At 66.3% G+C, this 23,770-nt stretch carries 23 protein-coding genes; 9 read left to right on the forward strand and 14 right to left on the reverse strand.

All coding sequences use genetic code 11. The features are described from left to right. Positions 1 to 4: 4 nt before the first annotated feature. The 5 genes from A9D12_RS05395 to A9D12_RS05415 all read left to right on the forward strand — a co-directional run bounded on the left by A9D12_RS05395 (position 5) and on the right by A9D12_RS05415 (position 5,761). Positions 5 to 1,843, forward strand: coding sequence for an ABC transporter transmembrane domain-containing protein (locus A9D12_RS05395; protein WP_418251574.1), 1,839 nt, complete (start codon positions 5 to 7; stop codon positions 1,841 to 1,843). 111 nt (positions 1,844 to 1,954) lie between these two features. Then, the gene (locus A9D12_RS05400) at positions 1,955 to 4,117 is read left to right on the forward strand and encodes a M13 family metallopeptidase (RefSeq protein ID WP_068350385.1); all 2,163 of its coding nucleotides are present in this window, start codon (positions 1,955 to 1,957) and stop codon (positions 4,115 to 4,117) included. Positions 4,118 to 4,197: 80 nt separating this feature from the next. Beyond that, entirely contained in the window at positions 4,198 to 5,001 is an 804-nt protein-coding gene (locus tag A9D12_RS05405) for an undecaprenyl-diphosphate phosphatase (RefSeq protein ID WP_068350386.1), read from the forward strand. A gap of 120 nt (positions 5,002 to 5,121) precedes the next feature. Continuing rightward, positions 5,122 to 5,388: a hypothetical protein gene (locus tag A9D12_RS05410; protein WP_068350387.1), complete on the forward strand. Its 267-nt coding sequence runs from the start codon at positions 5,122 to 5,124 to the stop codon at positions 5,386 to 5,388. 91 nt (positions 5,389 to 5,479) lie between these two features. Beyond that, entirely contained in the window at positions 5,480 to 5,761 is a 282-nt protein-coding gene (locus A9D12_RS05415) for a hypothetical protein (RefSeq protein ID WP_068350388.1), read from the forward strand. Positions 5,762 to 5,839: 78 nt separating this feature from the next. Here the strand turns inward: A9D12_RS05415 and phhA are convergent, their stop codons facing one another. Next, positions 5,840 to 6,781 carry a phenylalanine 4-monooxygenase gene (phhA, locus tag A9D12_RS05420; RefSeq protein ID WP_068350389.1) on the reverse strand — a complete coding sequence of 314 codons (942 nt, stop codon included), beginning with the start codon at positions 6,779 to 6,781 and terminating at the stop codon, positions 5,840 to 5,842. Between the two features lie 54 nt (positions 6,782 to 6,835). Between phhA and ppk2 the strand changes: the two genes are divergently transcribed. Continuing rightward, positions 6,836 to 7,612: a polyphosphate kinase 2 gene (gene ppk2 / locus A9D12_RS05425; protein ID WP_068350390.1), complete on the forward strand. Its 777-nt coding sequence runs from the start codon at positions 6,836 to 6,838 to the stop codon at positions 7,610 to 7,612. Here ppk2 and A9D12_RS05430 read toward each other — a convergent pair. From A9D12_RS05430 to A9D12_RS05455, 6 genes are read right to left on the reverse strand one after another with little or no spacing between them, the layout of a single operon-like run. Then, the gene (locus tag A9D12_RS05430; RefSeq protein WP_068350391.1) at positions 7,609 to 8,469 is read right to left on the reverse strand and encodes an HTD2 family dehydratase; all 861 of its coding nucleotides are present in this window, start codon (positions 8,467 to 8,469) and stop codon (positions 7,609 to 7,611) included. The two genes, ppk2 and A9D12_RS05430, sit on opposite strands and share 4 nt — an antisense overlap. Beyond that, positions 8,466 to 9,707, reverse strand: coding sequence for an acetyl-CoA C-acetyltransferase (locus A9D12_RS05435; RefSeq protein ID WP_068350392.1), 1,242 nt, complete (start codon positions 9,705 to 9,707; stop codon positions 8,466 to 8,468). The genes A9D12_RS05430 and A9D12_RS05435 overlap by 4 nt, the downstream gene beginning before the upstream one ends. Continuing rightward, a complete protein-coding gene (locus tag A9D12_RS05440; RefSeq protein WP_068350393.1) occupies positions 9,704 to 10,936 on the reverse strand; it encodes a CoA transferase in 1,233 nt (410 codons plus the stop codon). Before A9D12_RS05440 ends, A9D12_RS05435 begins: the two co-directional genes overlap by 4 nt. Then, positions 10,929 to 12,131 (reverse strand): acyl-CoA dehydrogenase family protein, encoded by a 1,203-nt coding sequence (locus A9D12_RS05445; protein ID WP_068350394.1) that lies wholly within the window; start codon positions 12,129 to 12,131, stop codon positions 10,929 to 10,931. The genes A9D12_RS05440 and A9D12_RS05445 overlap by 8 nt, the downstream gene beginning before the upstream one ends. A 38-nt stretch (positions 12,132 to 12,169) precedes the next feature. Continuing rightward, positions 12,170 to 12,415, reverse strand: a complete 246-nt coding sequence (locus A9D12_RS05450) for a hypothetical protein (RefSeq protein ID WP_068350395.1) — start codon at positions 12,413 to 12,415, stop codon at positions 12,170 to 12,172. Positions 12,416 to 12,427: 12 nt separating this feature from the next. After that, a complete protein-coding gene (locus A9D12_RS05455; RefSeq protein WP_068350396.1) occupies positions 12,428 to 12,721 on the reverse strand; it encodes a hypothetical protein in 294 nt (97 codons plus the stop codon). Positions 12,722 to 12,877: 156 nt separating this feature from the next. Between A9D12_RS05455 and A9D12_RS05460 the strand changes: the two genes are divergently transcribed. Further along, entirely contained in the window at positions 12,878 to 13,840 is a 963-nt protein-coding gene (locus tag A9D12_RS05460) for a right-handed parallel beta-helix repeat-containing protein (RefSeq protein WP_068350397.1), read from the forward strand. A 159-nt stretch (positions 13,841 to 13,999) separates the two neighbouring features. On the opposite strand, the gene ribA is transcribed toward A9D12_RS05460, so the two are convergent. After that, positions 14,000 to 15,040, reverse strand: a complete 1,041-nt coding sequence (ribA, locus tag A9D12_RS05465) for a GTP cyclohydrolase II (protein WP_082925406.1) — start codon at positions 15,038 to 15,040, stop codon at positions 14,000 to 14,002. A 35-nt stretch (positions 15,041 to 15,075) separates the two neighbouring features. Beyond that, on the reverse strand, positions 15,076 to 15,864 hold the full coding sequence (locus A9D12_RS05470) for an exodeoxyribonuclease III (protein WP_068350398.1): 789 nt from the start codon (positions 15,862 to 15,864) through the stop codon (positions 15,076 to 15,078). A 313-nt stretch (positions 15,865 to 16,177) separates the two neighbouring features. On the opposite strand from A9D12_RS05470, the gene A9D12_RS05475 reads away from it, so the two are divergent. Further along, positions 16,178 to 17,605 (forward strand): alkaline phosphatase, encoded by a 1,428-nt coding sequence (locus A9D12_RS05475; RefSeq protein WP_068350399.1) that lies wholly within the window; start codon positions 16,178 to 16,180, stop codon positions 17,603 to 17,605. Positions 17,606 to 17,847: 242 nt separating this feature from the next. Here A9D12_RS05475 and A9D12_RS05480 read toward each other — a convergent pair whose 3' ends face one another. From A9D12_RS05480 to pabB, 5 genes are all read right to left on the reverse strand, one after another. After that, the gene (locus tag A9D12_RS05480; RefSeq protein WP_068350400.1) at positions 17,848 to 18,516 is read right to left on the reverse strand and encodes a LolA family protein; all 669 of its coding nucleotides are present in this window, start codon (positions 18,514 to 18,516) and stop codon (positions 17,848 to 17,850) included. Positions 18,517 to 18,595: 79 nt separating this feature from the next. Then, a complete protein-coding gene (rpmG, locus tag A9D12_RS05485) occupies positions 18,596 to 18,763 on the reverse strand; it encodes a 50S ribosomal protein L33 (protein WP_017664380.1) in 168 nt (55 codons plus the stop codon). Positions 18,764 to 18,897: 134 nt separating this feature from the next. Next, the gene (arfB, locus tag A9D12_RS05490; protein WP_068350401.1) at positions 18,898 to 19,320 is read right to left on the reverse strand and encodes an alternative ribosome rescue aminoacyl-tRNA hydrolase ArfB; all 423 of its coding nucleotides are present in this window, start codon (positions 19,318 to 19,320) and stop codon (positions 18,898 to 18,900) included. Continuing rightward, positions 19,313 to 19,975: an RluA family pseudouridine synthase gene (locus tag A9D12_RS05495; RefSeq protein WP_068350402.1), complete on the reverse strand. Its 663-nt coding sequence runs from the start codon at positions 19,973 to 19,975 to the stop codon at positions 19,313 to 19,315. Before A9D12_RS05495 ends, arfB begins: the two co-directional genes overlap by 8 nt. A 42-nt stretch (positions 19,976 to 20,017) precedes the next feature. Beyond that, positions 20,018 to 21,832, reverse strand: a complete 1,815-nt coding sequence (gene pabB / locus A9D12_RS05500; protein WP_068350403.1) for an aminodeoxychorismate synthase component I — start codon at positions 21,830 to 21,832, stop codon at positions 20,018 to 20,020. A 280-nt stretch (positions 21,833 to 22,112) separates the two neighbouring features. Here pabB and A9D12_RS05505 point away from each other — a divergent pair, with 280 nt between their 5' ends. Further along, positions 22,113 to 23,651 carry a helicase HerA-like domain-containing protein gene (locus A9D12_RS05505; RefSeq protein ID WP_068350404.1) on the forward strand — a complete coding sequence of 513 codons (1,539 nt, stop codon included), beginning with the start codon at positions 22,113 to 22,115 and terminating at the stop codon, positions 23,649 to 23,651. The last annotated feature ends 119 nt before the right edge of the window (positions 23,652 to 23,770 follow it).

A 23,770-nucleotide genomic window follows, 5' to 3' on the forward strand; every position in this document is an offset into this window, starting at 1 on the left:
CACCATGCAGCCCGAAACCCAGCCGCGCGACCTTTCCGCCACCCCTGTGCCGTCCGCGGTGGAGATTGCAGGCGAAGACGCCGCGCCCCGATCGCGCAGCCTTGGCCCCTTGCGGATGGTGTTCGGCACCGCGCTGCAATACCCGCGCCAGATCGCGCTCGCGCTGATCGCGCTGGTCATCACCTCGGCCGCGACACTCGCGATCCCCTACCGTTTCAAGGTCATCATCGACGAGGCATTTTCCGGCGGCGCGGACCCCGAACAGATCGGCCATGCGTTCCAGTATCTGCTGATGATCGTCGCGATCCTCGGGCTGGGCACCGCGATGCGGTTCTATTTCGTCAGCTGGATCGGCGAACGCACCGTCGCGGACATCCGGCTGCGCGTGCAGGAAAACCTGCTGCGCCTGTCGCCCGGCTTCTACGAGGTGAACAGCCCCAAGGAAATTTCCAGCCGGATGACCAGCGACACCGCGATCATCGAAAACGTGGTGGGCACCACGGTTTCGGTCGCGCTGCGCAATCTGCTTACCGGGATCGGCGGGATCGGTTTCCTCGTCTATCTCGCGCCGTCGCTGACGATGGGTCTGCTCATCGGTATTCCGGTCATCATCCTGCCGATCGTGTTCTTCGGCCGCAAGATCCGCGCCGTGTCGCGCACCAGCCAGGACCGGATCGCGGATGTGGGCGCCTATGTCACCGAAGTCCTCTCGGCGATGAAGATCGTCCAGAGCTTCGGGCAGGAACGGCGCGAGAGCGAACGGTTTGCCAGCGTCGTCGAAGGCACCTTCGAAACCGCGCGCCGGCGCATCCTGCTGCGCGCGGCGATGACCACGGTGGTGATCCTGCTGGTATTCGGCGGCGTGGTGCTGGTGATGTGGCGCGGCGCGCTGGCGGTGGCGGCGGGCGAGATCAGCGGCGGCACGATCGCCGCCTTCGTGCTCACCGGCGGGTTGGTAGCAGGCGCGCTGGGCGCATTGACCGAAGTTTACGGCGACCTCCTGCGCGGCGCGGGCGCGGCGAGCCGGCTGGCCGAACTGCTCGAAGCACGGCCCGATATCGCAGCCCCCGCCCGGCCCGAGCGCTTGCCGACCCCTGCGCGCGGCAGCCTGTCGTTCCGCAATGTGACCTTCCGCTATCCCGCGCGGCCCGAAACCGCCGCGCTCAAAGACTTCACGCTCGAAATCGAGCCGGGCGAGACCGTCGCCATCGTCGGGCCTTCGGGCGCGGGCAAATCGACCATCTTCCATCTGGTCGAGCGGTTCTACGATCCGCAAGGCGGCACGATCCGCATCGACGGGGTGCCGCTGACCAGCGCGGACCCTGCAGAAATCCGGTCGCGGATCGCGCTGGTGCCGCAGGTCGGCGTGTTGTTCAGCGCCGATGCGCGCGACAATCTGCGCTATGGCCAGTGGGACGCCAGTGACGAGGAGATCTGGCAGGCCGCCCGCGCGGCCAATGCCGAAAGCTTCCTGCGCGCATTGCCGCAAGGGCTCGACACGCATCTGGGCGAAGGCGGCACGCAATTGTCCGGCGGTCAGCAGCAACGCGTCGCGATTGCCCGCGCGCTGCTGCGCGATGCGCCGATCCTGCTGCTCGACGAGGCGACCAGCGCATTGGACGCCGAAAGCGAGCAGCTGGTGCAGCAGGCGCTTGAGGCGTTGATGCAGAACCGCACCACGCTGGTGATCGCGCACCGGCTCGCTACCGTGCGCGCGGCGGACCGGATCGTGGTGCTCGACGATGGCCGGATCGCCGAACAGGGCACGCATGACGCGCTGATCAAGGCGGGCGGGCTTTATGCGCGGCTGGCGCGGTTGCAGTTCGCCGACGCTGCCGCCTAATCGACGAAACGCATCTGTGCGCGGACGAAGTGCAACCCTTTGCCGGTGGCCTGCGTTAGTGTGACCATCAGCCGACATTGTGTCGTGACGTCACAGGGACCAGAAAACCACATGATCCAGAAGACCGCCGCCCTTATCGGCGCGAGCCTTATCGCGCTGGCGACCCCCGCTTTTGCCGATGATCACGCGCACGGCGACGCGCACGACATGGTGCAGAGCGCCGAGACCCCGGCATCCGCGCTGCCGACGATGAGCTTCGGCACCTGGGGCTTCGATCCGCAATATCTTTCGACCGACATCAAGCCGGGCGACGATTTCAACGCCTATGCCAACAAGAAGTGGATCGACGCGAACCCGCTGCCGCCCGAATTCAGCCGGATCGGTGCCTTCACGCTGCTCGGCGAAAAGAGCACCTATGACGTGAAGACCCTGCTCGACGAGATGGCGGCGAAAAAGCCTGCCGACCTGTCGGCGGACGAGGCGCGGATCCTCGACACCTATCGCAGCTATCTCGACACCGAAGCGATCGAGGCCAAGGGGCTGGCGCCGGCCTATCCCTATCTCACGCGGATCTACGGCGCGACCACGCTCGACCAGCTGGCCATGCTGTGGGCCGAGCCCGGCTATGCCAGCCCGATCGGCGGCGCTGTGACCATCGATTCCAAGCAGCCCGACCGTCACATCGCCAGCGTCGGCTTTGGCGGGCTGGGCCTGCCCGACCGCGATTACTATCTCGACACCACCGAGAAGGGCTTGGCGATCCAGGCCAAATACAAGGCCTATCTTGCCTTCCTGCTGGGCGAAGCCGGGTATCAGGACCCGGCGGCGGCAGCCGAATCGGTCTATGCCTTCGAAGACCGCATCGCCCGCGAAGTGTCGTGGGACCGCGCAGTGCGCCGCAACCGCGATCTGACCTACAACCTGCTCACCGCTGAGGAACTGAACGCGATTGCGGGCAAGGTGCCGGTTGGAGCGATGCTCGAAAAGATCGGGATCGAGGACAGCCCCGGCTTCGTCGTCAGCCTGATGCCCCCCACGCCCGAGGAAATCGCCGCGGGCAAGCTCGATTCCGCGACGCTGGCCAAGATCGGCACCGGGATGCCGGGCATGTTCGCGCTGCTCGGCGAAACCGCGCCCGCCACCTTGCAGGCGTGGATGGCGAAGGAATTCCTCTCGGGTCAGGCCGCAGTGCTGCCCAAGCGGTTCGACGATGCGCGCTTTGCCTTCTACAACCAGACCCTGCTGGGCACCCCGCAGCAGCGTCCGCGCTGGAAGCGCGCGATTGCCGAAACCGAAGGGCTGATCGGCGAACTGGTCGGCAAAGCCTATGTCGCGCGCTTCTTCCCGCCCGAGAACAAGGCGGCAATGGACGAACTGGTCGCCAACCTGCGTCTGGCACTGGGCGAATCGATCAACGAAATCCAGTGGATGGGCGAACAGACCAAGACCGAGGCGCGCGCCAAGCTGGCGAGCTTCGATCCCAAGATCGGCTATCGTCCGAACCTTGAAACCTATGAGGGCTTGGCGATCACCGCGGGCGATCCGATTGCCAACCGCATGGCTGCGGCCAAGTGGCAGCTGGCCGACAACGTCGCCAAGCTCGGCGCGCCGATCGACCGCACCGAATGGGGCATGCTGCCGCAGACGGTGAACGCCTATTACAACTCGGTGAAGAACGAGATCGTCTTCCCCGCAGGCATCCTGCAACAGCCGTTCTTCGCTCTGTCGAACGACATCGCGGTCAATTACGGTGCGATCGGCGGGGTGATCGGCCACGAAATCGGCCACGGCTTCGACGATCAGGGTTCGAAGTCGGACGCATCGGGCGCGCTGCGCAACTGGTGGACCGATGCCGACCGCGCGGCGTTCGATGCACTGGGCAACCGGCTGGTCGCGCAATACAGCGCGTTCTGCCCGCTCGACGACGGCAAGACCTGCGTCAACGGCCGGCTGACGCTGGGCGAGGACATCGGCGATGTCGGCGGGTTGTCGATGGCCTACCGCGCCTACAAGCTGGCGACCAAGGGCAAGGATGTGCCGGTGATCGACGGGTTGACCGGCGACCAGCGCTTCTTCCTGGCCTGGGCACAGGTATGGCGTTCGACCCAGCGCGAGGACAATTACCGCAACCGCCTGCGCACCGACCCGCACAGCCCCGAAGAATACCGCGTCAACGGCGTCGTGCGCCAGCTCGACGAATGGTACGAAGCCTTCGGCGTGAAGCCCGGCGATGCGATGTATCTGCCGCCCGAACAGCGCGTCCGGATCTGGTAAGGGTTAAGAAGGCCCGCTCCGTGCACGGAGCGGGCCTTTTGGTTTGACTTGAGACCCCGCCTCGTCGAAGCGCTGCGGCCATGACCGATACCATTGCCGCGATCCTGCTGGGCATCCTCGAAGGGCTGACCGAGTTCCTGCCCGTGTCCTCGACCGGACACCTGATCCTTGCCACCGAACTGCTCGGGTTCGACCAGTCCGACTGGGAAATCTTCAACATCGCGATCCAGCCCGCCGCGATCCTTGCGATCGTGGTGCTTTATTGGCGCACCTTCTGGGATGTCGCCAAAGGCCTGTTCGGGTTCGAGAAGGGCGCGATCGCCTTCGTGCGCAACCTTCTGGTCGCGTTCTTTCCCGCAGTGCTGCTGGGGCTTGCGTTCGGTGATGCGATCGAGACGATGCTGGGCAATGCGGTGCTGGTGTGCTGGTCGCTGATCATCGGCGGGATCGCGATCCTCGCGATCGAACGCTGGGCCAATCCGCCCGCCACCGGGCCGGGTGTTGGCGGAGTGCCGCTGCGCACCGCGATCCTGATCGGGCTGGTGCAATGCGTCGCGATGATCCCGGGCGTCAGCCGTTCGGGCGCGACGATTCTTGGCGCGATGGCCTTCGGCGTCGACCGCAAGACCGCGGCCGAATTCAGCTTCTTCCTCGCAGTGCCGACGCTGTCAGGCGCGACTGTCTATCAATTGGCCAAGCATGCCGACGCGATCACCCCGCGCGATCTGGAGCTGATCGGGATCGGTTCGGTGGTGGGCTTTGTTACCGCGCTGGTGGTGGTCAAGCTGTTCGTGGCGGTGATCACCCGGGTCGGGTTCGCGCCCTTCGCATGGTATCGCATCGCGGTCGGCGCGGCAGGGCTCGCCTGGCTGACCTTGCGATAAGGCGGCCGCGGCTGCGCCTGCAGGCGGCCGGGCTTGGAACCACCCGCACTCCCACGGGTTAGGGGAGTGGACCTGCCCGGATGATACGGGCCGGCGACCTCTTGGGAGATTTGTGACAAAATGGCCTTGCTGGTGCTGATCGTGTTGGGGGCAAGTCTGGGCTGGCTGGCCTCGATCCTCGGGCGGACAGAGGCGGCGGGCGATATCCTGCGCCAGATCGGGCTGGGGATTGTCATCTGCGTGATCGCGGGCGTGGTTGCCAACGAGGGCACGATGGTCGGCAGCCTTTCGCTGCTGGGCCTTGGTGCCGGGGTCATCGCGACGATGGCCGCGCTCGCATTATATCACGCTGCGATGAAGCGCCGCCGAGCCGGACGGGAAACCTGATTCTTTTTTCTGACTGGAACAATGGTGAAGCATCTCTATTAAGGGCTGCACGGCCGGCCAATGCCTGCCGCCCAGTTTTATGGAGAGCGTCATGAAGTTCACTGCCAAGCACACCGCCACCCTGTTCGCCGCGACCCTCGGTCTGTCGCTCGCAGCCTGCGAAGGCCCGAACGAAAACGCCATGGAAGACGCCGGCGAAGCCAACGCTGAAGCCGTTGCCGACCAGGCTGAAGCCATGGAAGACGCTGGCCAGATCACCGACGCGCAGGAAGACGCAATGGTCGACAAGGCTGAAGACAAGGCCGACGCCATGGAAGCCCAGGGCGAAGCCATGGACAACGGCACCGCAGCCGCGACCCCGGCAGCGATGTAATCTTTCGCTTGCCGGCTGTTACAGCCCAAGCGCAGATTGGCGGCCCGGAACTTCGGTTCCGGGCCGTTTTCGTTTGTCCTAGACCGGCGCCGCCCCGCTGCCGCGCCCGCCGCGCAAGGCATATTCCTGCGTGCCGCGGTGCAGGACGTTGTCGACATCGATCACCGCCGAATTGGCATAGGTGAAGCCAGCCGGAAGGCTTTGATACAGCCGGTCGAAATCGCGCTCGACCGTCTGGCGGTAAAGATCGCCGAAGCTTTCGATCACGAAATAGGTCGGTTGCAGGTCGCTGATGACGTAATCGGTGCGCATCACGCGGTCGACGTTGAGCATGATGCGGTTGGGACTTTGCGCCTCGACCGCGAATTTCGCTTCGGTAGGGCCTGACAGGATGCCCGCGCCATAGGCCCGCACATCGCCCGGCGCTTCCTCGATCAGCCCGAATTCGACCGTGTACCAGTACAGCGCGCCCAGCGCCTTCAGCCGGTTGTAACGCATCGCCTTCCACCCGGCGCGGCCATATTCCTGCATGTAATCGGCATAGGTCGGATCGGTCAGCATCGGGACGTGGCCGAAGACATCGTGGAACACGTCGGGTTCCTGGATGTAGTCGAAGGTTTCGCGCGTGCGGATGAAATTGCCCGCCGGGAAACGGCGGTTGGCCAGATGCCAGAAGAACACGTGATCGGGGATCAGCATCGGCACGGGCACCACGCTCCACCCGGTAAGCGCGCCCAGTTCCTGCGACAGCAGGCCGAATTCGGGGATGCCCCCGCGTCCCAGATCGAGTTTTTCGAGCCCCGCCATGAAGGCACTGCACGCACGCCCGGGAAGCACTTCCATCTGGCGTGCGAACAGATCGTCCCACACGCCATGATCTTCGGCGGTATAGGCGGTCTGCGCGGGCTCCAGCCAATCCTCCCCGACATGCGCGGGGCGGGCGAGCGGAGCGGTAAAGACTTCGGCTGCCATCTGGGGCAAGGTGGCGAAATCGGGCTTGGGATCTGCGAGTGTGGCCATGGTTACAGGTGATACTACTTTCGCGCGCCGAGGACAAACGGAGGGAAGCTGGTGATGGGCATGAAGCGCAAGGAATACGAGGCCGCGCTCGAACCGATGACGCTCGAACTGGTCAGCATGGCGCGCTGGGTCAAGGCGGCGGGTGCGCGCGTGGTGGTGCTGTTCGAGGGCCGCGACACTGCGGGCAAGGGCGGGGCGATCACAGCGGTGCGCGATGCGCTCAATCCGCGCCAGTGCCGCACCGTGGCCTTGCCCAAGCCGACCGAGGCCGAAGCGGGCCAGTGGTATTTCCAGCGTTACATCGCGCATCTGCCCACGGCGGGCGAGATCGTGCTGTTCGACCGGTCATGGTATAACCGCGCGGGCGTCGAAAAGGTGATGGGCTATGCCAGCGAAGCCGAGGTTGCCGCCTTCCTCAAAGCCGCGCCGCTGTTCGAAAAGCTGCTGGTCGAAGATGGTATCCTGTTGTTCAAATACTGGCTTGCCGCCGATCAGGAACGCCAGGAGGAGCGCCTGCGCGAACGGCTTGACGATCCGCTCAAACGCTGGAAGCTGTCGCCGATCGATCTGGCCGCGCGCGACAAATACGACGATTACACCAGCGCGCGCGAGGCAATGATCAAGGCGACGCACACCGCGCATGCGCCGTGGACGATCGTCGATTTCAACGATCAGCGGCGCGGGCGGCTGACACTGGTGCGCGATCTGCTTGGCCGCATCCCCGATACGCATGCCGAGCCCGAGTTGATCGATTTTCCCGCGCTCGGCCGCAAACCTGCCAAGGAAAAATACAAGGCATTGAAGCCGATTGCCGATTGGACCGCGGATTAAAGGCTGGCGCTCGCCCTGGTGATCTGCCGGCCATCATCGGCAAAGGCGGCCAATTCGTAACCGTCGCCCTGCGCCCGCATCACCAAATGCAGCGGTTCGCCTGCGATCGCTGGGGAAAGGCCCCTGAACGCGAAGTTGCGCACGCGGTTCTCGCCCAGTTCGCGCGCGGCCAGTTGCAACAGCAGGCTCGCGATCAGCGGCCCGTGGACGACCAGCCCGCGATACCGCTCGACGTCGTGAGCATAGGGCGCATCGTAATGGATCCGGTGGCTGTTGAAGGTCAGCGCCGAATAGCGGAACAACAGCCGCGCATCGGGCGTGAGAACGCGGTGCGCGTCCCAATCGCTCGGGATAAAACTGCCCTCGCCCAGCGGCGGCGGTGACAGCGCTTGACCCCCGCTTGCCCCCTCCCGGTAGACGATAGACTGCGTTTCGACCGCCGCCAGCGTGCCATTGGCGAATGTTTCATGTGAAACATCGACGAAGGCAAGCGGTCCGGTCGAGCCCTCTTTCTCGCTGATCGCGGCGATGCGGCTGCTTCGCGTGATCGCCGCGCCGATGGCGATGGGGGCATGAAACGCGATTGTCGAGGAGGCCCACATCCGGCGCGGCCCAGCGCCGAATTGGGGAAAGGGCGGCAGAAAGCTGTCGGCGCTGTCGTCGCGCGCCGGATGCCCGTCCTCGCCCAAGCTCGCGGTCGGTGCTTGCGGGGTGCACAGCGCGAAATGGATGCCCTGCGGCATGATCGCTGGGTGCGGGCGCGGCAGATCGAAGGTGGCCAGCCAGCGCGCCGCCAGCCCCTCGTCAAGCCGGTCCGCTGCGCGCACCTCGCGCCCGATCCACGCCGCGTAGGTCACTGCGCGCGCTCGAACACCGCCGCGATGCCCTGACCGCCGCCGATGCACATGGTTTCAAGGCCATAGCGCACCCCGCGCCGGTGCATTTCATGCGCCATGTCGGCAAGGATGCGCCCGCCGGTCGCGCCGATCGGGTGGCCGAGGCTGATCCCCGATCCGTTGACGTTGAGGATTTCACGGCGCGAATCGTCGTCGCTCCAGCCCCAGCCCTTGAGCACAGCGAGCACCTGCGGAGCGAAGGCTTCGTTCAATTCGACCATGCCGATATCGTCCCACTTGTAGCCGCGCCGTTCGAACAGGCGCTCGACCGCAGGCACCGGCCCGATCCCCATGCGCGAAGGGTCACAGCCCGCCGCCGCCCAGCCGCCGAACCACAACATCGGGGTGAGGCCCAGTTCTTCGAGCTTGTCCTCGGCCACCACGAGACAGGCGGCGGCGGCATCGTTCTGCTGGCTGGCATTGCCTGCGGTGACGATGGCTTGCGCGTCGCGGCGCAGGTCGATGGGGGCAAGCTTGCCGAGCGTCTCCATCGAGGCGTCGGCGCGGTATCCCTCGTCATGTTCGAAGACCACGGGGTCGCCGCGCCGCTGCGGGATCGTGACCGGCACGAGCTGCTCGGCGAATTTGCCCTCGACCCAGGCGCGCGCGGCGTTCTGGTGCGAGCGGACGGCGAAGGCATCCGCCTCCTCGCGGGTGATGCCGTAATCCTTGGCGAGGTTTTCCGCCGTCTCGATCATCCCGGTGATGACACCGAAACGCTCGACCGGCTGGCTCATCACGCGTCCGCGGCTGAGCCGGTCGTGGAGCGTCATGTCGCCCATCCGCACTCCGCCGCGAAGGTCGGTGGTGTAATGTTCGACATTCGACATGGACTCCACGCCGCCCGCGACAACGACATCGGCCATGCCCGTTTCGACCATCATCGCCGCGGTCGCCACCGCCTGCACGCCCGATCCGCAGCGCCGGTCGAGCTGAAAGCCGGGGACTTCGATGGGCAGGCCCGCTGCGAGCCACGACCAGTGGCCGATCGCGGGCGCCTCGCCATTGCCGTAACCTTGGGAAAAGACGACATCATCGACCCGCGCGGGGTCGATGCCCGAACGCTCGACCAGCGCCTTCAAAATCACCGCGCCCAATTGGCCTGCATTCATGCTGCTGAGCCCGCCGAGGAACTTGCCCACCGGGGTGCGCAGGGGCGAAACGATGGCGGCCCTGCGAGCTTCTGGGCGTCTGGTCATGTCTTGTCCTTGTCCGAAAGAGCCACCGTCCCCGCATCGACCAGCTTGCCGATCGTGCCGGAGGAGAGGCCGAGTTTGTCGCTGAGCACTTCCTCGGAATGTTCGCCGAGGTAAGGCGCAGGTGCGGGATCGCCCGCCTCCCGGCCCGGCAGGTTCGCAAAAGAGCGCGTGGCGGGGTAATCGAAACCGCTGGGGTTCGCGGGCGCAGGGCCGAACAGCGGATTGTCCGCGACCAGCGCCGGATCATTGGCGGCTTCATAGGCGGTGCGGTAGCGTTCGAATGTGCAGGTCTCGGCCGCCAGCCGCGCTGCGATGTCGGCATAATCCATGCCGTCGGCCGCGCTCTGGAACAGCGCGAACAGATCGGCGCGGTGCCGGAAGCGTGGGGTATCCCCATCGGCGAAGCGCACGCCGTGGCGGGCTTCCAAGGCGGCGATACCGTCCTCGACCGCGAATGCCTTGACCAGCCCGCCCCACTGCTTGGGGGTGAGCGCCGCGACCATGAACCTGACGCCGTCCCGGCTGCGGAAATCGCGTCCGAACGCGCCCCAGATCGCATTGCCCAATCGCTCGCGATCCCCGCCGCGGTAGAGCACTTCGGCCAGCAGACCCGCGTTCGCCATCGTGCCGATCGCGACATCGCCCAGCGGCAGGCGCACTTCGCTGCCTTCGCCCGTGCGGTCGCGGTGGCGCAGCGCTGCGAGCATGGCAAAAGCGCCGTAGGCTCCGGTGATGAAATCCCATGCGGGAAGCACCTGGTTGACGGGCGGGGCGGTCGCCGGGTCCCAGTCCTCCGGTCCGCACATCAGCGGGTAGCCGGCAGCGGCGTTGACGGTGAAATCCATCGCCTGCCGCCCGTCATGCCAGCCCATGACCCGCAAGCTGACCATGTCCGCGCGCTTCGCCGCCATCGCGGCGTGGCTCAGGAAGCTTCGTTCGGGCAGGTTGGTGATGCACTGACCCACCGCGCCCGCCAGTTCGACCAGCAATTCGCGCCCCTCGCCCGACGTAAGATCGAGCGCGACCGATTTCTTGGCGCGGTTGAGGTTCTCCCAACTGAGCGAGCGCCCCTCGGCGGTCAGCATATAGCGGTTGTAATCGAGCCCGCCCGCCTTGTGGTCGACCCGGATCACTTCCGCGCCCATCTGCGCGCAATAGAGCCCGGCGGTGGGCGATGCGACGAAGCTGGAAACCTCTACGATCGAGAGATCATCGAGGAGGTTATACATTCTCCCTCCACTCGCGCAGCATGTGCTTGGCGATCTGGAGCTGGAGGATCTGCGTCGTGCCTTCGTAGATGCGGTAAATGCGCGCATCGCGGAAGAAGCGTTCGGCGTCGTATTCGGCAAGGTAGCCAGCACCGCCATAGACCTGCACGACGCGGTCGACCACGCGGCCGCACATCTCGCTAGCGAAGACCTTGAAGGCGGCGGCTTTCACGAGGATGTTCTCGCCCCGGTCGGCGCGCGCGGTGACATCAGCCATCATGCTTTCGGCGGCGTAGATCTCGATCTCGCTGTCGGCGAGCATCTGCTGGATCAGCTGGAAATTGGCGATCGGCTCGCCGAAGGCCTTGCGTTCATTGGCATAGCGCAGCGCGGAATCGAGCGCGCGTCGGGCATAGCCGGTCGCCGCTGCGCCCACCGAAATGCGCCCGTTGTCGAGGCTCTTCATCGCAAAGACGAAACCCTTGCCGGTCTCTCCGCCGAGTAGGGCGTCGCCGGGCACGCGCACATCGTCGAGCATGATGTCGCAGATGTGGCTGCCGGCCTGCCCCATCTTCTTGTCGGGGCTGCCGCGCGAAATGCCCGGGCTGTCCATCGGCACGAGGAAGGCGCTGACATGCGCGTTCTTGGGCAGCGCTTCCTTGTTGGTGCGCGCCATGATCAGCGCGACATCGGCGTAAGGCGCGTTGGTGATGTAGCGTTTGGTGCCATTCAGGATCCAGCCGTTGCCATCCGGATCGGGCACCGCCGAGGTCGCGAGCCCCGCGCTGTCGCTGCCCGAACCCGGTTCGGTAAGCCCGAAGCACGCGATCCGCCCCTCGGCGATCCTGGGATACCATTCTTCCTTCTGGGCCTGCGTCGCGCCGTTCTTCAATGCGCTCGCGAACATCCCGACATTGATCGAGAAGATCGAACGATAGGCGGGCGCGGCATAGGCCATGATGTTCACGACGCGCGCATATTGCGTCATGTTGAGGCCCGCGCCGCCGAACTCCTCGGGCACCGACAGGCCGAACAGGCCCATCTCGCGCATCTCGTTGACGATCTCTTCGGGCACGCGGTCTTCGGCGATCACCTGCGCTTCGGCGGGGATCAGGCGTTCGCGGACATAGCGGGTAAGCTGCTCGGCGAATTGTTCGAAGGTGTCTGCGTCCATCCCCGGGTTGATCGGGGCCGAAAGGTTGGCGGGGGCGTTCATGATGTCATTCCTTGGCAATGGGCGCGCGCCGTGCCTGCCTAACGGCGTGCGTCGGCAGCGTCGCCTGTCAAATCGGCGGGCGATGATGCGGGCGGGGTGTCGGTGGCGAGCGTTTCGGGCGGCAGGCGGCGCTCGTCGAGCATGCTCGCCGCATCGTCGAGCGCCTTGGCCTCGCCCGGGCTCACTTCGCCCGGCGGGGTGGGTTCGGCCTCGCCGCAGGCGGCAGGCAGCATTGCCAGCGGCAGGGCGAGGACGGCTGCGGCAAGGCGGGGGCGCCGGATCATCGCGGCGCCCGCTTACTCGGCGGGTTCTTCGGCGGCCGCGGCGGCCTGCGCGGCAACGTCGGCGGCTGCATCGGCCGCAGCCGTCGCGCTGGCATCGGGGGCGGGGGTTTCGAGCGCGTCGGGCGTGTCGGTCGCGGTTGCCGAAGGGTCGGCCACCGGCACCGCGTCAATCGGCGCGAGCGCGGCATCGGCGGGCATTTCGACCGTGTCGGCGCTCGCCTCGGTCGAGGCATCGTCGGCGCTGCCGCAGGCGGCAAGGCCAAGGGTGGCGGCGGTCAGGGCGGCAATCGCGGCAAGCTTGCGCATCGGGGAGGTTCCTCTCGCATGGAATGGTGCCGGCGTCGGCCGGCCCGTGTGTCGCGAAGGGTTTAGCCACGGCTGGGGGTGCGCGCCAAGTGCCAAATGGGCACACCTGCCGCAGGCTTGGTGGTGGGCGCGTGCTGGCATGATAATATTCGGGTCATGACCATGCCCGCCCCCGCTTCGCCCCTGCGCGCCCTTGCGCTTGTCGCCGCTGCCATCCTGCCGGTCGCGGTGGTGAGCGCACAGCCCGTTCCCGATGCCTTCACCATCGCCGAAACCGGCGCGCGGTTCGCGACCTTGCAGGAAGCGGTTGACGCGATCGGCGAAGGGCGCGGCACGATCCGCATCGCCGAAGGCACCTATCGCCAATGCGCGGTGCAGAACGCGGGTGTGATCGTCTACGAAGCGCCCCGTCCCGGCAGCGTCACCTTCATCGCCCGCTCGTGCGAGGGCAAGGCCGCCTTCGTGCTGCGCGGGATCGGTGCCGAGATCCGGGGGATCACGTTCTCGAACATGCGCGTGCCCGACGGCAATGGCGCAGGCATCCGGCTGGAGAAGGGCGCGCTGAATGTCGCCCATGCGCGGTTCGAAAACAGCCAGCAGGGCATTTTGACCGCCGATGATCCGACGGGCCGCATCTACATCACCCGGTCGACCTTCACCGGGCTTGGCACCTGCGAGAATTCGGCCGGCTGCGCGCATTCGATCTATATCGGCAATTACGGATCGCTCACGGTGCGCGAAAGCCGGTTCGAGCGGGGGATGGGCGGCCACTATGTCAAGGTCCGGAGCCGCGAAGTGGTGATCGAAAACAACAGTTTCGATGACGCGAACGGCAAGGCGACCAATTACATGATCGACCTGCCCGCCGGCAGCGTGGGCCGGATCGCCGACAACTGGTTCGTGCAGGGGCGCGACAAGGAGAACTATTCGGCCTTTATCGCGCTCGGTGCCGAAGACCTGCTCCATCCTTCTGACGGGCTCGAGGTCGTGAACAACGAAGCCCGCTTCGTCCCCGGCGTATCGCGCAGCAGCGCCTTCCTCGCCGACTGGACCGCGAGCCGCGTGGTGATGCAGGGCAACAGGATCGCGGGCGGGATCAAGCAATACGAGCAGCGCTGAGGCCGCTTTCCTACTTGCAGGGCGTCTGACAACGTCGCCGGATGGATCGCCCCCTTTTCCTCCCGCTCTGCGCTGCTTTTGGGCCCGCGTGCGAAGCAGAAGTTTTTGCTTCTGGACAGTGTCTCATGTGTCTCCAACAGGCGCGCGTCGCGGCGGCTGTCAGATCAGCAAATGCCCTGACCGGTCGCGCTTGGTCGCCAGATAGCGCGCGTTGTGCGGGTTATCGGGAAGCTGATGCGGCACCCGTTCGCTCACCGTGATCCCCGCATCCTCCAGCGCGCGCACTTTCGCCGGGTTGTTGGTGAGCAGCCGAATGGTCGTCGCCCCCAGCAGCTCCAGCATCCGCGCCGCCACCGGGAAATCGCGTGCCTCGTCGGGCAGGCCAAGGCGCTGGTTGGCCTCGACCGTGTCGAACCCCTGGTCCTGCAAGCGGTAGGCGCGCAGCTTGTTGACAAGGCCGATCCCGCGACCCTCCTGCCGCATGTAGAGCAGCACGCCCCAGCCACCGCTGTCCCGCGCCTCGTGCGCCATCGCGTGGAGCGCGGCATCGAGCTGCGGCCCGCAGTCGCACTTGAGGCTGCCGAGGATGTCGCCGGTCAGGCATTCGGAATGCAGGCGCACCAGGGGCTGGCGGTCGCCGTTCTGCTTGCCGATGACGAGCGCGACATGTTCGCGCAGGTCGGCGGCGGAGCGGAAGGCGACGATCTCGGCATCCTCGCAGGCGCTCACCGGCAGCCGTGCGCGGGTGACGATCTTCAGCGCGCCCGCATCGGCATAGGCGGCAAGGTCGCTCGCCGCGATCGGCAGTGCCTCGCCCGCGCCTTGCGGATCGACCATGAAGGCGGGCAGGATGCCTGCGATCCGCGCCAGTTCGAGCGCGGCCACCGCCGCCTCGGCCCAATCGAGCGCGACTGCCTTGAACGGTCCTTTGAGAGGGTTGCCAAGATCGAGCGCGGGGTCGGCAATCGGCAGCGCATCGCGAAGTGCGAAATCCTCACCCCCTGCGATCAGCACCGGGGCGTGCGGCACGGCTGCTTCTTTCTGGTTGGCAAGCTTCAGGGTCGCCGCGCGCGCCGCCGAGATCAGCATCTGCGGCGCGGTTGCGTGGGCAAGCGCGGCGGTCTCGACCGGCAGCAGCGTTATCGTCCCTTGGGGCCCGCCCGCAAAGGCGAGCGGCCAGCCGTGGCGCAGCGCGTCCACCGCCTGCGCGGCGCGGCGTTCGGGCGAGGGTGCGCTCAGAGATCGAACTCCGTCACCAGCGGCACGTGGTCGGACGGCTGCGTCCAGCTGCGCGCTTCCTCGATCACGCGGTGCGCGGTCGCCTGCCGTGCGACCTCGGGCGAGGCCCACATATGATCGAGCCGGCGGCCCTTGTCGTTCTCCTGCCAGCCGGGATTGCGGTAGCTCCACCACGAATAATAACGTTGCGGCGCGGGCACATGCTGGCGGCCCAGATCGACCCAGCCATGCGCGTCCTGAAAGCGCTTCAGCGTCTCGACCTCGACCGGCGTATGGCTGACGACCTTGAGCAACTGCTTGTGGCTCCACACGTCGCTTTCGAGCGGGGCTATGTTGAAATCGCCGACGATCAACGAGGGCCGGTCAAGCGTGTCCGCCCACGCGGTCATCCGGCCGAGGAAGTCGAGCTTCTGGCCGAACTTGGGGTTCACCGCGCGGTCGGGAACGTCGCCGCCGGCAGGGACATAGACGTTCTCGATCAGGAGGTCGCGGCCCAGCACCTCGACCCCGATATGTCGCGCCTCGCCATTGTCCTGCCAGTCGTGGCGGGTAACCTCGCGGATCGGGACGCGGCTGATCGTGGCGACGCCGTGATAGCCTTTCTGCCCGCTCACCGCCTGATGGGTGTAACCGAGGCTCGCCAGCGCTTCGGCCGGGAACAGGTGGCTTTCGCACTTGATCTCCTGCAGGCACAGGATGTCGGGCGCGGCCTCGGTCAGCAGCTTTTCGATGAGACCGACCCGCAGACGGGCCGAGTTGATGTTCCAGGTGGCAACAGACAGCATGGGGGCGGACTTAGGGGGAGAAGCCCGCGCCCTCAAGTAGCGAAGCGATAGGGCGGCAAGAACGCCCTCAAGTAGCGAAGCGATAGGGCGGCAAGAACGCCCTCAAGTAGCGAAGCGATAGGGCGGCAAGAACGCCCTCAAGTAGCGAAGCGATAGGGCGGCAAGAACGCTCTCAAGTAGCGAAGCGATAGGGCGGCAAGAACGCTCTCAAGTAGCGAAGCGATAGGGCGGCAAGAACGCAAAACTTCCAGCTTTCACTTTATCGTCAAATCACCCCGCGATAGGGCCGGGCACGCTTTCCCGGAGACGCCCGATGACCCGCACGATCCTCACCGCCCTGCTTCTCGCCAGCGTCGCCGCTACCCCGGCGATGGCAAGGGAGCGCAAACCCGCCGCCGAACCGCGCGCGAAGAACGTGATCCTGTTCATCGGCGACGGGATGGGGATTTCGACGATCACCGCCGCGCGGATCTACGACGGCCAGAAGCGCGGCGAGACGGGGGAGGAGAACCGGCTCAGCTTCGAGAAATTCCCGAACGTGGCGCTGGTCAAGACCTACAACACCAACGCGCAGGTGCCCGACAGCGCGGGCACGGCAACCGCGATTCATTCGGGCGTGAAGACCCGGATCGGCGTGCTCGGGATCGGGCCGGCGGCGGAAAAGGGCGTGTGCCGCGATGCGCTGACGCACCCGCTGCCGCTGTTGGGCGAGGAGGTGAAGGCGCGGGGGCTGGCGCTCGGCATCGTCACCACCACGCGGCTGACCCACGCAACCCCGGCCAGCGTCTATGCCCGCAGCGCCGACCGCGACTGGGAGAGCGACACCGCGATCCCCGCCGACCAGCAGCCGGCGGGATGCAAGGATATCGCGCGCCAGCTGGCCGAGGCGCGGTTCGATGTGGCGCTGGGGGGCGGGACATCGGTGTTCTACGGGAAGGACAAGGACGCCGCGGGGCGGCGGATCGAAGCTGGCGCGGATTTGCCGGCGCAGTGGGCGGCGGCCAATCGCGGCACGGTCGTCCGCAGCGCGGCCGAGCTGACCGCAGCGCCGAAGAACCGGCCCGTGCTCGGGCTGTTCGCGCCCGGCCACCTCACCTTCATGGCCGATCGCAAGGCCGATTCGCCCGAGCCTACGCTGACCGAGATGACCGCCGCGGCAATCGCGCGGCTCAAGGCCGATCCGCAGGGCTATTACCTGATGGTCGAGGGCGGGCGGATCGATCACGCGCACCACGCAGGCCAGGCCGGCTATGCGCTGGAGGAAGCGGTCGAATTTGCGCGCGCGGTGCAATATGCGGTCGATCATACCGATCCCGCCGAAACGCTGATCATGGTGACCGCCGATCACAGCCACGTGTTCACGATCGCCGGCTATCCCAAGCGCGGGAACGACATCCTCGGGGTGGTCGTCCCGCCGCAAGGTTCGGGCGAGGATGGCGGCGACGGCGCCTCGCCGTTGCTGGCAGCGGACGGGAAACCCTATACCACGCTCGGCTATGCCAACGGGCCGGGGGGCTTGCGTCTGGACCCCGATGCGACCGACCACGATCACGCGCGGCCGGCACCCGAGACCGGGATCAAGGCGCGTCAGCAGGCGCTGGTGCCGCTGGGCAGCGAAACGCATGGCGGGGAGGATGTCGCGCTGTTCGCGACAGGCCCGGGCGCGGCGCGGGCACGCGGCGTGATCGAGCAGAACGTGATCTACAGCATCATCCGCAAGGCGCTGGGCTGGGAGAAATAGGACCGTTGCACTGCGGTCGGCCCGGAAAAAGGAAAACCCTCGACCCGGGGGCGGTGGGTCGAGGGTTCCATGGAGCGTTCGTCACGCTTGTACAAGACAGGCCCAATTCGAAGGGTGGGCAACAGGGGGGAAACCTCCCTTCGGCCCGCCTTGTTGAGAATGATTAGCCGATATTGCCTTTCATTCCCATGAACACGTGAATATTTTTGTCGCTTTCATACAACCGTTCGTCGGATCGGCGTTTATCCCGGGCGACGAGTCGAGCGGCGCGGGTCCTTGAAGGTGAACGTGCTGTCCGACACGGCAAGGCCATACCGCTGATTCGAGAGATTGACGCGGGTGCGGTTGTTTTGCGCATCGAGCGCAACCCAGTTGGTCAGCTGCCAGCCGCCCGGGGCCGACGCGTTGCGGGTGAAGATCAGCGTGATCATCCCGAACTCGGGCTTCTTGGGATCGCGCACTTCGACGCTGATCACGTTGCGATTGCCCGTCGGCACGATCTTGCCGAACCGTTTTACGTCCTTGTTCGGATCGAACAGCGCGCCCAGCGGCGAATTGCCGATCGGCCAGCGTTCGACCTGCGCGACTTCGTAGTCGACCATGTAGAGCGACTTGCCGTTCGAGATCACTAGGAAATCGGCGCTCTTGCCGTAGTCGAAGCGGATCTTGCCCGGACGCTTCAGCGTCATCGTGCCGCGCAAGGTGGTGCCCTGGCGGTCGGTCTGGGTGAAGTCGGCCTTCATGGTGGAGATGCCGCGCAGCGCGCCCACGACCGCGTCGATCTCGCTCGCCGATTGCGCGGCGGCTGCGGGGACGAAGGCGGGGGCTGCCATGGGGGCAAGGCCAAAAGCCAGCGCCCCGGCCCCAAGGCCAAGCCCCAGCTTGCTCACGAAAGATGTGTTTTTGTTCATGCCGGGGCGATTAGACCCGCCGGCTTGAACTGTCGATGAATTGTCGCCCCCGGCCATGGCAGGGGGCGCAAAGCCGATCTTACTTGATCTTGGCTTCCTTGAATTCGACATGCTTGCGTGCAACCGGGTCATACTTGCGGAAGCTCATCTTCTCGGTGATGTTCCGCGGATTCTTCTTGGTCACGTAGAAAAAGCCGGTGCCTTCGCTTGAGACGAGGCGGATCTTGACGGTGGTGGGCTTCGCCATGGCGGGTATCCTGTCAACTGGGTCGGCCCGGCGCAAGCAGGGCTAGAAAAGCAAATAGCGGCGCGCCCGGTAGGCCCGGCACACCGCCACATGGGCGCGCCATTCGCCGATTCACCGGCAAAAGTCAATAAGCCTCACCAATCCGATGCGCGGGGCTTTCCGCGGTTGGCCTTGACCGCGGCGCGCCCTTTCTTGACCTTCAGCCGCTCGGTCTTGCCCACCCGGTTGAGCCGGGTCTTGGCACGGCGTTTGGGCTGAACCTGCGCTTCATCGAGCAGCGCGGCCAGTTTCGCCCGCGCGTCCTGCCGGTTGGCGTCCTGCGTGCGGTGCGCCTTGGAGGTGACGATCAGATCGCCATTGCCCGCGATCCGGCTCCCCGCCAGTTCGCGCAGCCGCGCAAACACCGGAGGGCTTAAGCGCAGGGCATAGATGTTGACCCGCAGTTCGACTTCGGTGGCAACCTTGTTCGCGTTCTGCCCGCCCGGCCCCGAACCTGCCAGAAAGCTTTCGCTGGCCAGGCGCAGCGCGCGCGCGGTCAGCGGTTCGTCGTCATGCATCCGTGATGCCGAGCGCGAGGAAATCGCGCGGCAGCGGGGCGCGCGCCTCGATCGCGGTCTTGCCCGGGCGGGTGACGGTCAGGCTTTCGGCGTGGAGCATCGTGCGTTTCGCGCCCGGCGCATTGCCCGCGCCGTAAACCGGATCGCCCAGCAGCGGCGCGCCAAGCCCGGCCAGCGCGTGCACGCGCAGCTGGTGCGTGCGCCCGGTTTCGGGGCGGAAGCGAATCAGGCTGTGCGGTCCCAGTTCCTCGACCAGTTCCCAGTGCGAGACAGCAGGCTTGCCCTTCCTGGCGGGGATCATCCGCCAGCCCTTTTCCGCCGACGAGATCTTCGACAGCGACAGCTCGATCGTGCCTTGGGTGCCCTCGGGCCGGCCGGCGAGCACCGCGAGATAGGTCTTGCCCACCAGCCGCTCCTCGAACGCCTTGTTGAACCGCGCCAGCGCCTTGGGGTTGCGCGCCAGGAGCAGGCAGCCGCTGGTGTCGGTGTCGAGGCGGTGGACCGCAACAGGCGGGCGCTGGAAGCCCAGCTTCAGTCGTTCGAGGTGATCTTCGAGGCAGATCCCGCCCTTCCGCGGCCGGTCCACAGCCATGCCCGAAGGCTTGTCGATCACCAGCGCTTCGCCGTCTTCGTAGAGTATCGTAATGTCAGCCATGCGCCCCGTTAGCCGTTGCAACGCACAATGTCGAAGGCTGCGTCAGACAAGCTGCGCAGCCATCAGACCGCGCAGTGCATTGCCGAGCCAGAACCCGCCTGCCAGCATGTCCAGCGTTACCTCGCCTTCGCGCGCGCGGCCCTGTTCGATGAGGTGCGCGCGCAGTACGCCGGGCAGCAGCCCGAGGGCAAGCGGCGGGGTGACAAGCACGCCGTCCGAACCTTCCGCAAACACGCTCGTCCAGCAGCCCTCGGTCACCTGACCATCCTTGCGCACCAGCAGCGCCTCGTCCGCGCCGAAGCTGCGCGCGGCGGCCAGCGCATCCTCGTAAAATCCGCGATCGGAGGTCTTGTGCGCGAGCCGCCAGTCGGTGGGATCGAGCGGGTGGGGAAGGGCTGCGACCTTGACCGGCTCGCCAAGCGGTGCCGGCAGCGGTGCGGTTTCCAGCGCGCTGGCCCCGCTCCTTGCCACCATCAGCCGGATTTTGGCGGGGGTTTCAAGCTCGAAGCACAGCGCCTGGATCTGGTTGCGCAGGGCATGGCGGTCGAACACGAAACCGAGCGTGGCGGCGCTCGCCTTCATCCGCGCAAGGTGCGCTTCGAGATGCGGGATGCCGCTGTCGGGATCGAAGCGCATCGTTTCGATCAGGTCGCATTGCGGCGCGGCAAGCCCGGGCGCGGCACGGCGCAGGAAGCCGGCCTTGACCTCGCATTCGCGCCGTTCGGACATCGCATCGCTATCCGCGACGATCGCCGAGCCGATGCCGAGCACCGCGCTGCCCTGACCGTTCTCGATCGGGGTCAGCCGCAAGGTGCGGATCGCGACGTTGAAGGCGGCATTGCCATCAGCATCGATCCGCCCGATCGCCCCGCAATAGGGCCCGCGCGCATCGCGCTCTGCGCTGGTCAGCAATTCCATTGCACGGATCTTGGGCGCGCCGGTGATCGAGCCGCAGGGGAACAGTGCGCGCACCATGTCCATCGCGGTGCGGCCCGGGGCGAGCCGCGCACGCACGGTCGAGACCATCTGGTGCACCGTCGGATAGCTTTCGACCGCAAAGGGCGCATCGACCCGCACGCTGCCGGGTTCGGCCACGCGCGACAGATCGTTGCGCATCAGGTCGACGATCATCAGGTTTTCCGCGCGGTCCTTGACAGAGGCGGCAAGATCGCGGGCCATCGCGGCATCGGCGGACGCATCGGTCATGCGCGGGCGGGTGCCCTTCATCGGCTTGACCTTGGCTTCCGCCCCGTTGAGCGCGGCGAAGAGTTCGGGCGAGAAGCTCAACAGCCAGTGCGACCCGTCGAACACCAGCCCGCCATAACCCGCCTGCGCCCCGTCCCGCAGCGCGGCGTAAAGCCCCACCGGATCGCCGCGATAGGAACCGGCCAGCGGATAGGTGAGGTTGGCCTGATAGATGTCGCCTGCATGGATCGCTTCGGTCAGCGCGGCAAAGGCCGCGGCATAGCCACCGGGCGACAATTGCGGCTCCATCGGGCCAAGCGTGCCCGGCGCTTCGGCGCGCGCGGCGAGCCATGCGGGCACGTCGGCAGCGGCGATCCGGCGCGCAGGATCGAACAGGCCGAGCCAGACCAGCGGCCCGGCTGCGCCGCTGCGCAGCGCGGCATGCGCGGCAAGCCTGGGTTCGAGCGCAAGGCCCGCTTCATAGGCGATATAGCCCGCCAGCGTTCCGCCATTCGCCACGCGCGCGGCATCGGCAGCGGCCAGCGCGCCTTCGACCTCGTCCGGGCGGTGCGCCACGAACTGCGCGCGCAGCGTGTCGTAAAGCAGCGCGTCGGCGGCGCCTTCGCCGGCGCGGGCATCATCGAGCAGGACGAACGGAGCGTGCGGAGCCATCACCCGCCCAGCCTTGGCCCAATCGCGCCAGCCTGTCGAGCATGTGCCGCATCACGCCGGCGTGTTGGAGACACATGAGACACTGTCCAGAAGCGAAAAAACTTGCCCTGCGCGCCCTGCACCCGGCGGGCGGGCGGCAGGCTCCTTTGGCAAGGCGGGCGGCGGGTCATGGCGGTTTCCCTATCAGACCGGCGGCGCGTAGGAAACGCGTGCCGCTTGCGCTCGACAGGCGGAGCAATTGCGATATGGGAAGGCAAGGCCAAACGGTGGGGAACGCGGGATGAGCGAACAGAGCGGTGACATCTTTCTCGGGCTGGGCGGCGATGGCACGCGCCAGTCGCTGCTGCTGAGCCGCGCGAACCGCCACGGATTGATTGCGGGCGCAACGGGAACGGGCAAGACCGTGACCTTGCAGGGGATTGCCGAAAGCTTTTCCAAGGCGGGCGTGCCGGTGTTCCTTGCCGATGTGAAGGGCGATCTGTCGGGGATCGCGATGCCCGGATCGCCCACCTTCAAACACGCCGCCAAGCTTGAGGCGCGCGCCGCCGAACTGGGGATCACCGACTACGCCTACGAGGACAACCCCGCGGTGTTCTGGGATCTTTACGGCGAACAGGGCCACCCGATCCGCACCACGGTGTCCGAAATGGGCCCGCTGCTGCTCGCCCGCCTGCTCGATCTCAACGAGACGCAGGAAGGCGTGTTGCAGATCATCTTCCGCCATGCCGACGAGAATGGTCTGCTGCTGCTCGATTTTGCCGATCTTTCGGCGCTGCTGGCATGGGCGAACGAGAATGCGGCCGAATTGTCGGGCAAATACGGCAACGTCACCAAGCCATCTGTGGGCGCGATCCAGCGGCAGCTCTTGTCCTTCGAAGCGCAGGGGGCGGACCATTTCTTCGGCGAGCCGGCGCTGGAAATCGGCGATTTCCTGAAAGTGGACGAGAATGGCCGCGGCTATATCAACGTGCTTGCTGCCGACAAGCTGATGCGCAGCCCCAAGCTTTACGCCACCTTCCTCTTGTGGCTGCTGGCCGAACTGTTCGAGGCGCTGCCCGAGGTGGGCGACCCCGAAAAGCCGGTGCTGGTGTTCTTTTTCGACGAGGCGCACCTGCTGTTCGCCGATGCGCCCAAGGCGCTGATGGACACGATCGAACAGGTCGTCCGGCTGATCCGGTCGAAGGGGGTGGGGGTCTATTTCATCACCCAGAACCCGATCGACATCCCCGAGAAGGTCGCCGGCCAGCTGGGCAACCGCGTGCAGCATGCGCTGCGCGCCTTCACTCCGCGCGATCAGCGGGCGATCAGGGCAGCGTCGGAGACGTTCCGGGTCAACCCCGCGCTCGATGTCGAAACCGTGATCACCGAGTTGAAGGTGGGCGAGGCGCTGGTTTCCACGCTCGACGAAGAAGGTGCGCCGACGGTGGTGGCGCGCGCGATGATCAAGCCGCCGCGCTCGCGGCTGGGGCCGCTGACCGCAAAGGAGCGCGCGATCATCCAGTCGGTCAGTCCGCTTGAAGGCAAATACGACACCCGGGTCGACCGCGAAAGCGCGGCCGAGGTGCTGGCCGCCAAGGCCGCCGATGCCGCAGCCACCGCCGAGGAGGTTGCCGCAAAGGGCAAGGCGGAGGTTGGCAAGCGCGAGCGCAAGACGCCTTCGGTGTGGGAAAAGGCCGGCAAGAGCGCGATGACCGCGGCGAGCGGGTCGCTGGCTTCGATGGCGGTGGCGATGGTGCTGGGCAAGAAATCGTCCGCCAGCCCGATCCAGACCGGCGCGACCGCTTTCGTGCGCAACCTGATCGGCGGGCTGATGCGCTGACCGGTGCCCGCCTGCCGCGGCGCGGATGTTTCACGTGAAACACCGCTGTAACAGCCCTTCGAACGGGGGCTGGAGCGGGTCAGGACGGGGGCGAAAGGGCGCTGGGCGCGGCCGAAACC

This window comes from Erythrobacter neustonensis (assembly GCF_001663175.1).
In the GTDB taxonomy this organism is placed as follows: domain Bacteria; phylum Pseudomonadota; class Alphaproteobacteria; order Sphingomonadales; family Sphingomonadaceae; genus Erythrobacter; species Erythrobacter neustonensis.

Bases quoted from the DNA above. Each gene is read 5' to 3' on its own strand.
- ppk2 (WP_068350390.1), top strand. From the start codon at position 6,836: ATGGGCATGAAGCGCAAGGAATACGAGGCCGCGCTCGAACCGATGACG.
- pabB (WP_068350403.1), bottom strand. From the start codon at position 21,832: ATGGCTCCGCACGCTCCGTTCGTCCTGCTCGATGATGCCCGCGCCGGC.
- A9D12_RS05505 (WP_068350404.1), top strand. From the start codon at position 22,113: ATGAGCGAACAGAGCGGTGACATCTTTCTCGGGCTGGGCGGCGATGGC.
- A9D12_RS05460 (WP_068350397.1), top strand. From the start codon at position 12,878: ATGACCATGCCCGCCCCCGCTTCGCCCCTGCGCGCCCTTGCGCTTGTC.
- A9D12_RS05415 (WP_068350388.1), top strand. From the start codon at position 5,480: ATGAAGTTCACTGCCAAGCACACCGCCACCCTGTTCGCCGCGACCCTC.
- A9D12_RS05450 (WP_068350395.1), bottom strand. From the start codon at position 12,415: ATGATCCGGCGCCCCCGCCTTGCCGCAGCCGTCCTCGCCCTGCCGCTG.
- A9D12_RS05440 (WP_068350393.1), bottom strand. From the start codon at position 10,936: ATGTATAACCTCCTCGATGATCTCTCGATCGTAGAGGTTTCCAGCTTC.
- A9D12_RS05400 (WP_068350385.1), top strand. From the start codon at position 1,955: ATGATCCAGAAGACCGCCGCCCTTATCGGCGCGAGCCTTATCGCGCTG.
- A9D12_RS05470 (WP_068350398.1), bottom strand. From the start codon at position 15,864: ATGCTGTCTGTTGCCACCTGGAACATCAACTCGGCCCGTCTGCGGGTC.
- phhA (WP_068350389.1), bottom strand. From the start codon at position 6,781: ATGGCCACACTCGCAGATCCCAAGCCCGATTTCGCCACCTTGCCCCAG.
- A9D12_RS05475 (WP_068350399.1), top strand. From the start codon at position 16,178: ATGACCCGCACGATCCTCACCGCCCTGCTTCTCGCCAGCGTCGCCGCT.
- A9D12_RS05405 (WP_068350386.1), top strand. From the start codon at position 4,198: ATGACCGATACCATTGCCGCGATCCTGCTGGGCATCCTCGAAGGGCTG.
- A9D12_RS05480 (WP_068350400.1), bottom strand. From the start codon at position 18,516: ATGAACAAAAACACATCTTTCGTGAGCAAGCTGGGGCTTGGCCTTGGG.
- A9D12_RS05445 (WP_068350394.1), bottom strand. From the start codon at position 12,131: ATGAACGCCCCCGCCAACCTTTCGGCCCCGATCAACCCGGGGATGGAC.
- A9D12_RS05395 (WP_418251574.1), top strand. From the start codon at position 5: ATGCAGCCCGAAACCCAGCCGCGCGACCTTTCCGCCACCCCTGTGCCG.
- A9D12_RS05435 (WP_068350392.1), bottom strand. From the start codon at position 9,707: ATGACCAGACGCCCAGAAGCTCGCAGGGCCGCCATCGTTTCGCCCCTG.
- rpmG (WP_017664380.1), bottom strand. From the start codon at position 18,763: ATGGCGAAGCCCACCACCGTCAAGATCCGCCTCGTCTCAAGCGAAGGC.
- A9D12_RS05455 (WP_068350396.1), bottom strand. From the start codon at position 12,721: ATGCGCAAGCTTGCCGCGATTGCCGCCCTGACCGCCGCCACCCTTGGC.
- A9D12_RS05410 (WP_068350387.1), top strand. From the start codon at position 5,122: ATGGCCTTGCTGGTGCTGATCGTGTTGGGGGCAAGTCTGGGCTGGCTG.
- A9D12_RS05495 (WP_068350402.1), bottom strand. From the start codon at position 19,975: ATGGCTGACATTACGATACTCTACGAAGACGGCGAAGCGCTGGTGATC.
- arfB (WP_068350401.1), bottom strand. From the start codon at position 19,320: ATGCATGACGACGAACCGCTGACCGCGCGCGCGCTGCGCCTGGCCAGC.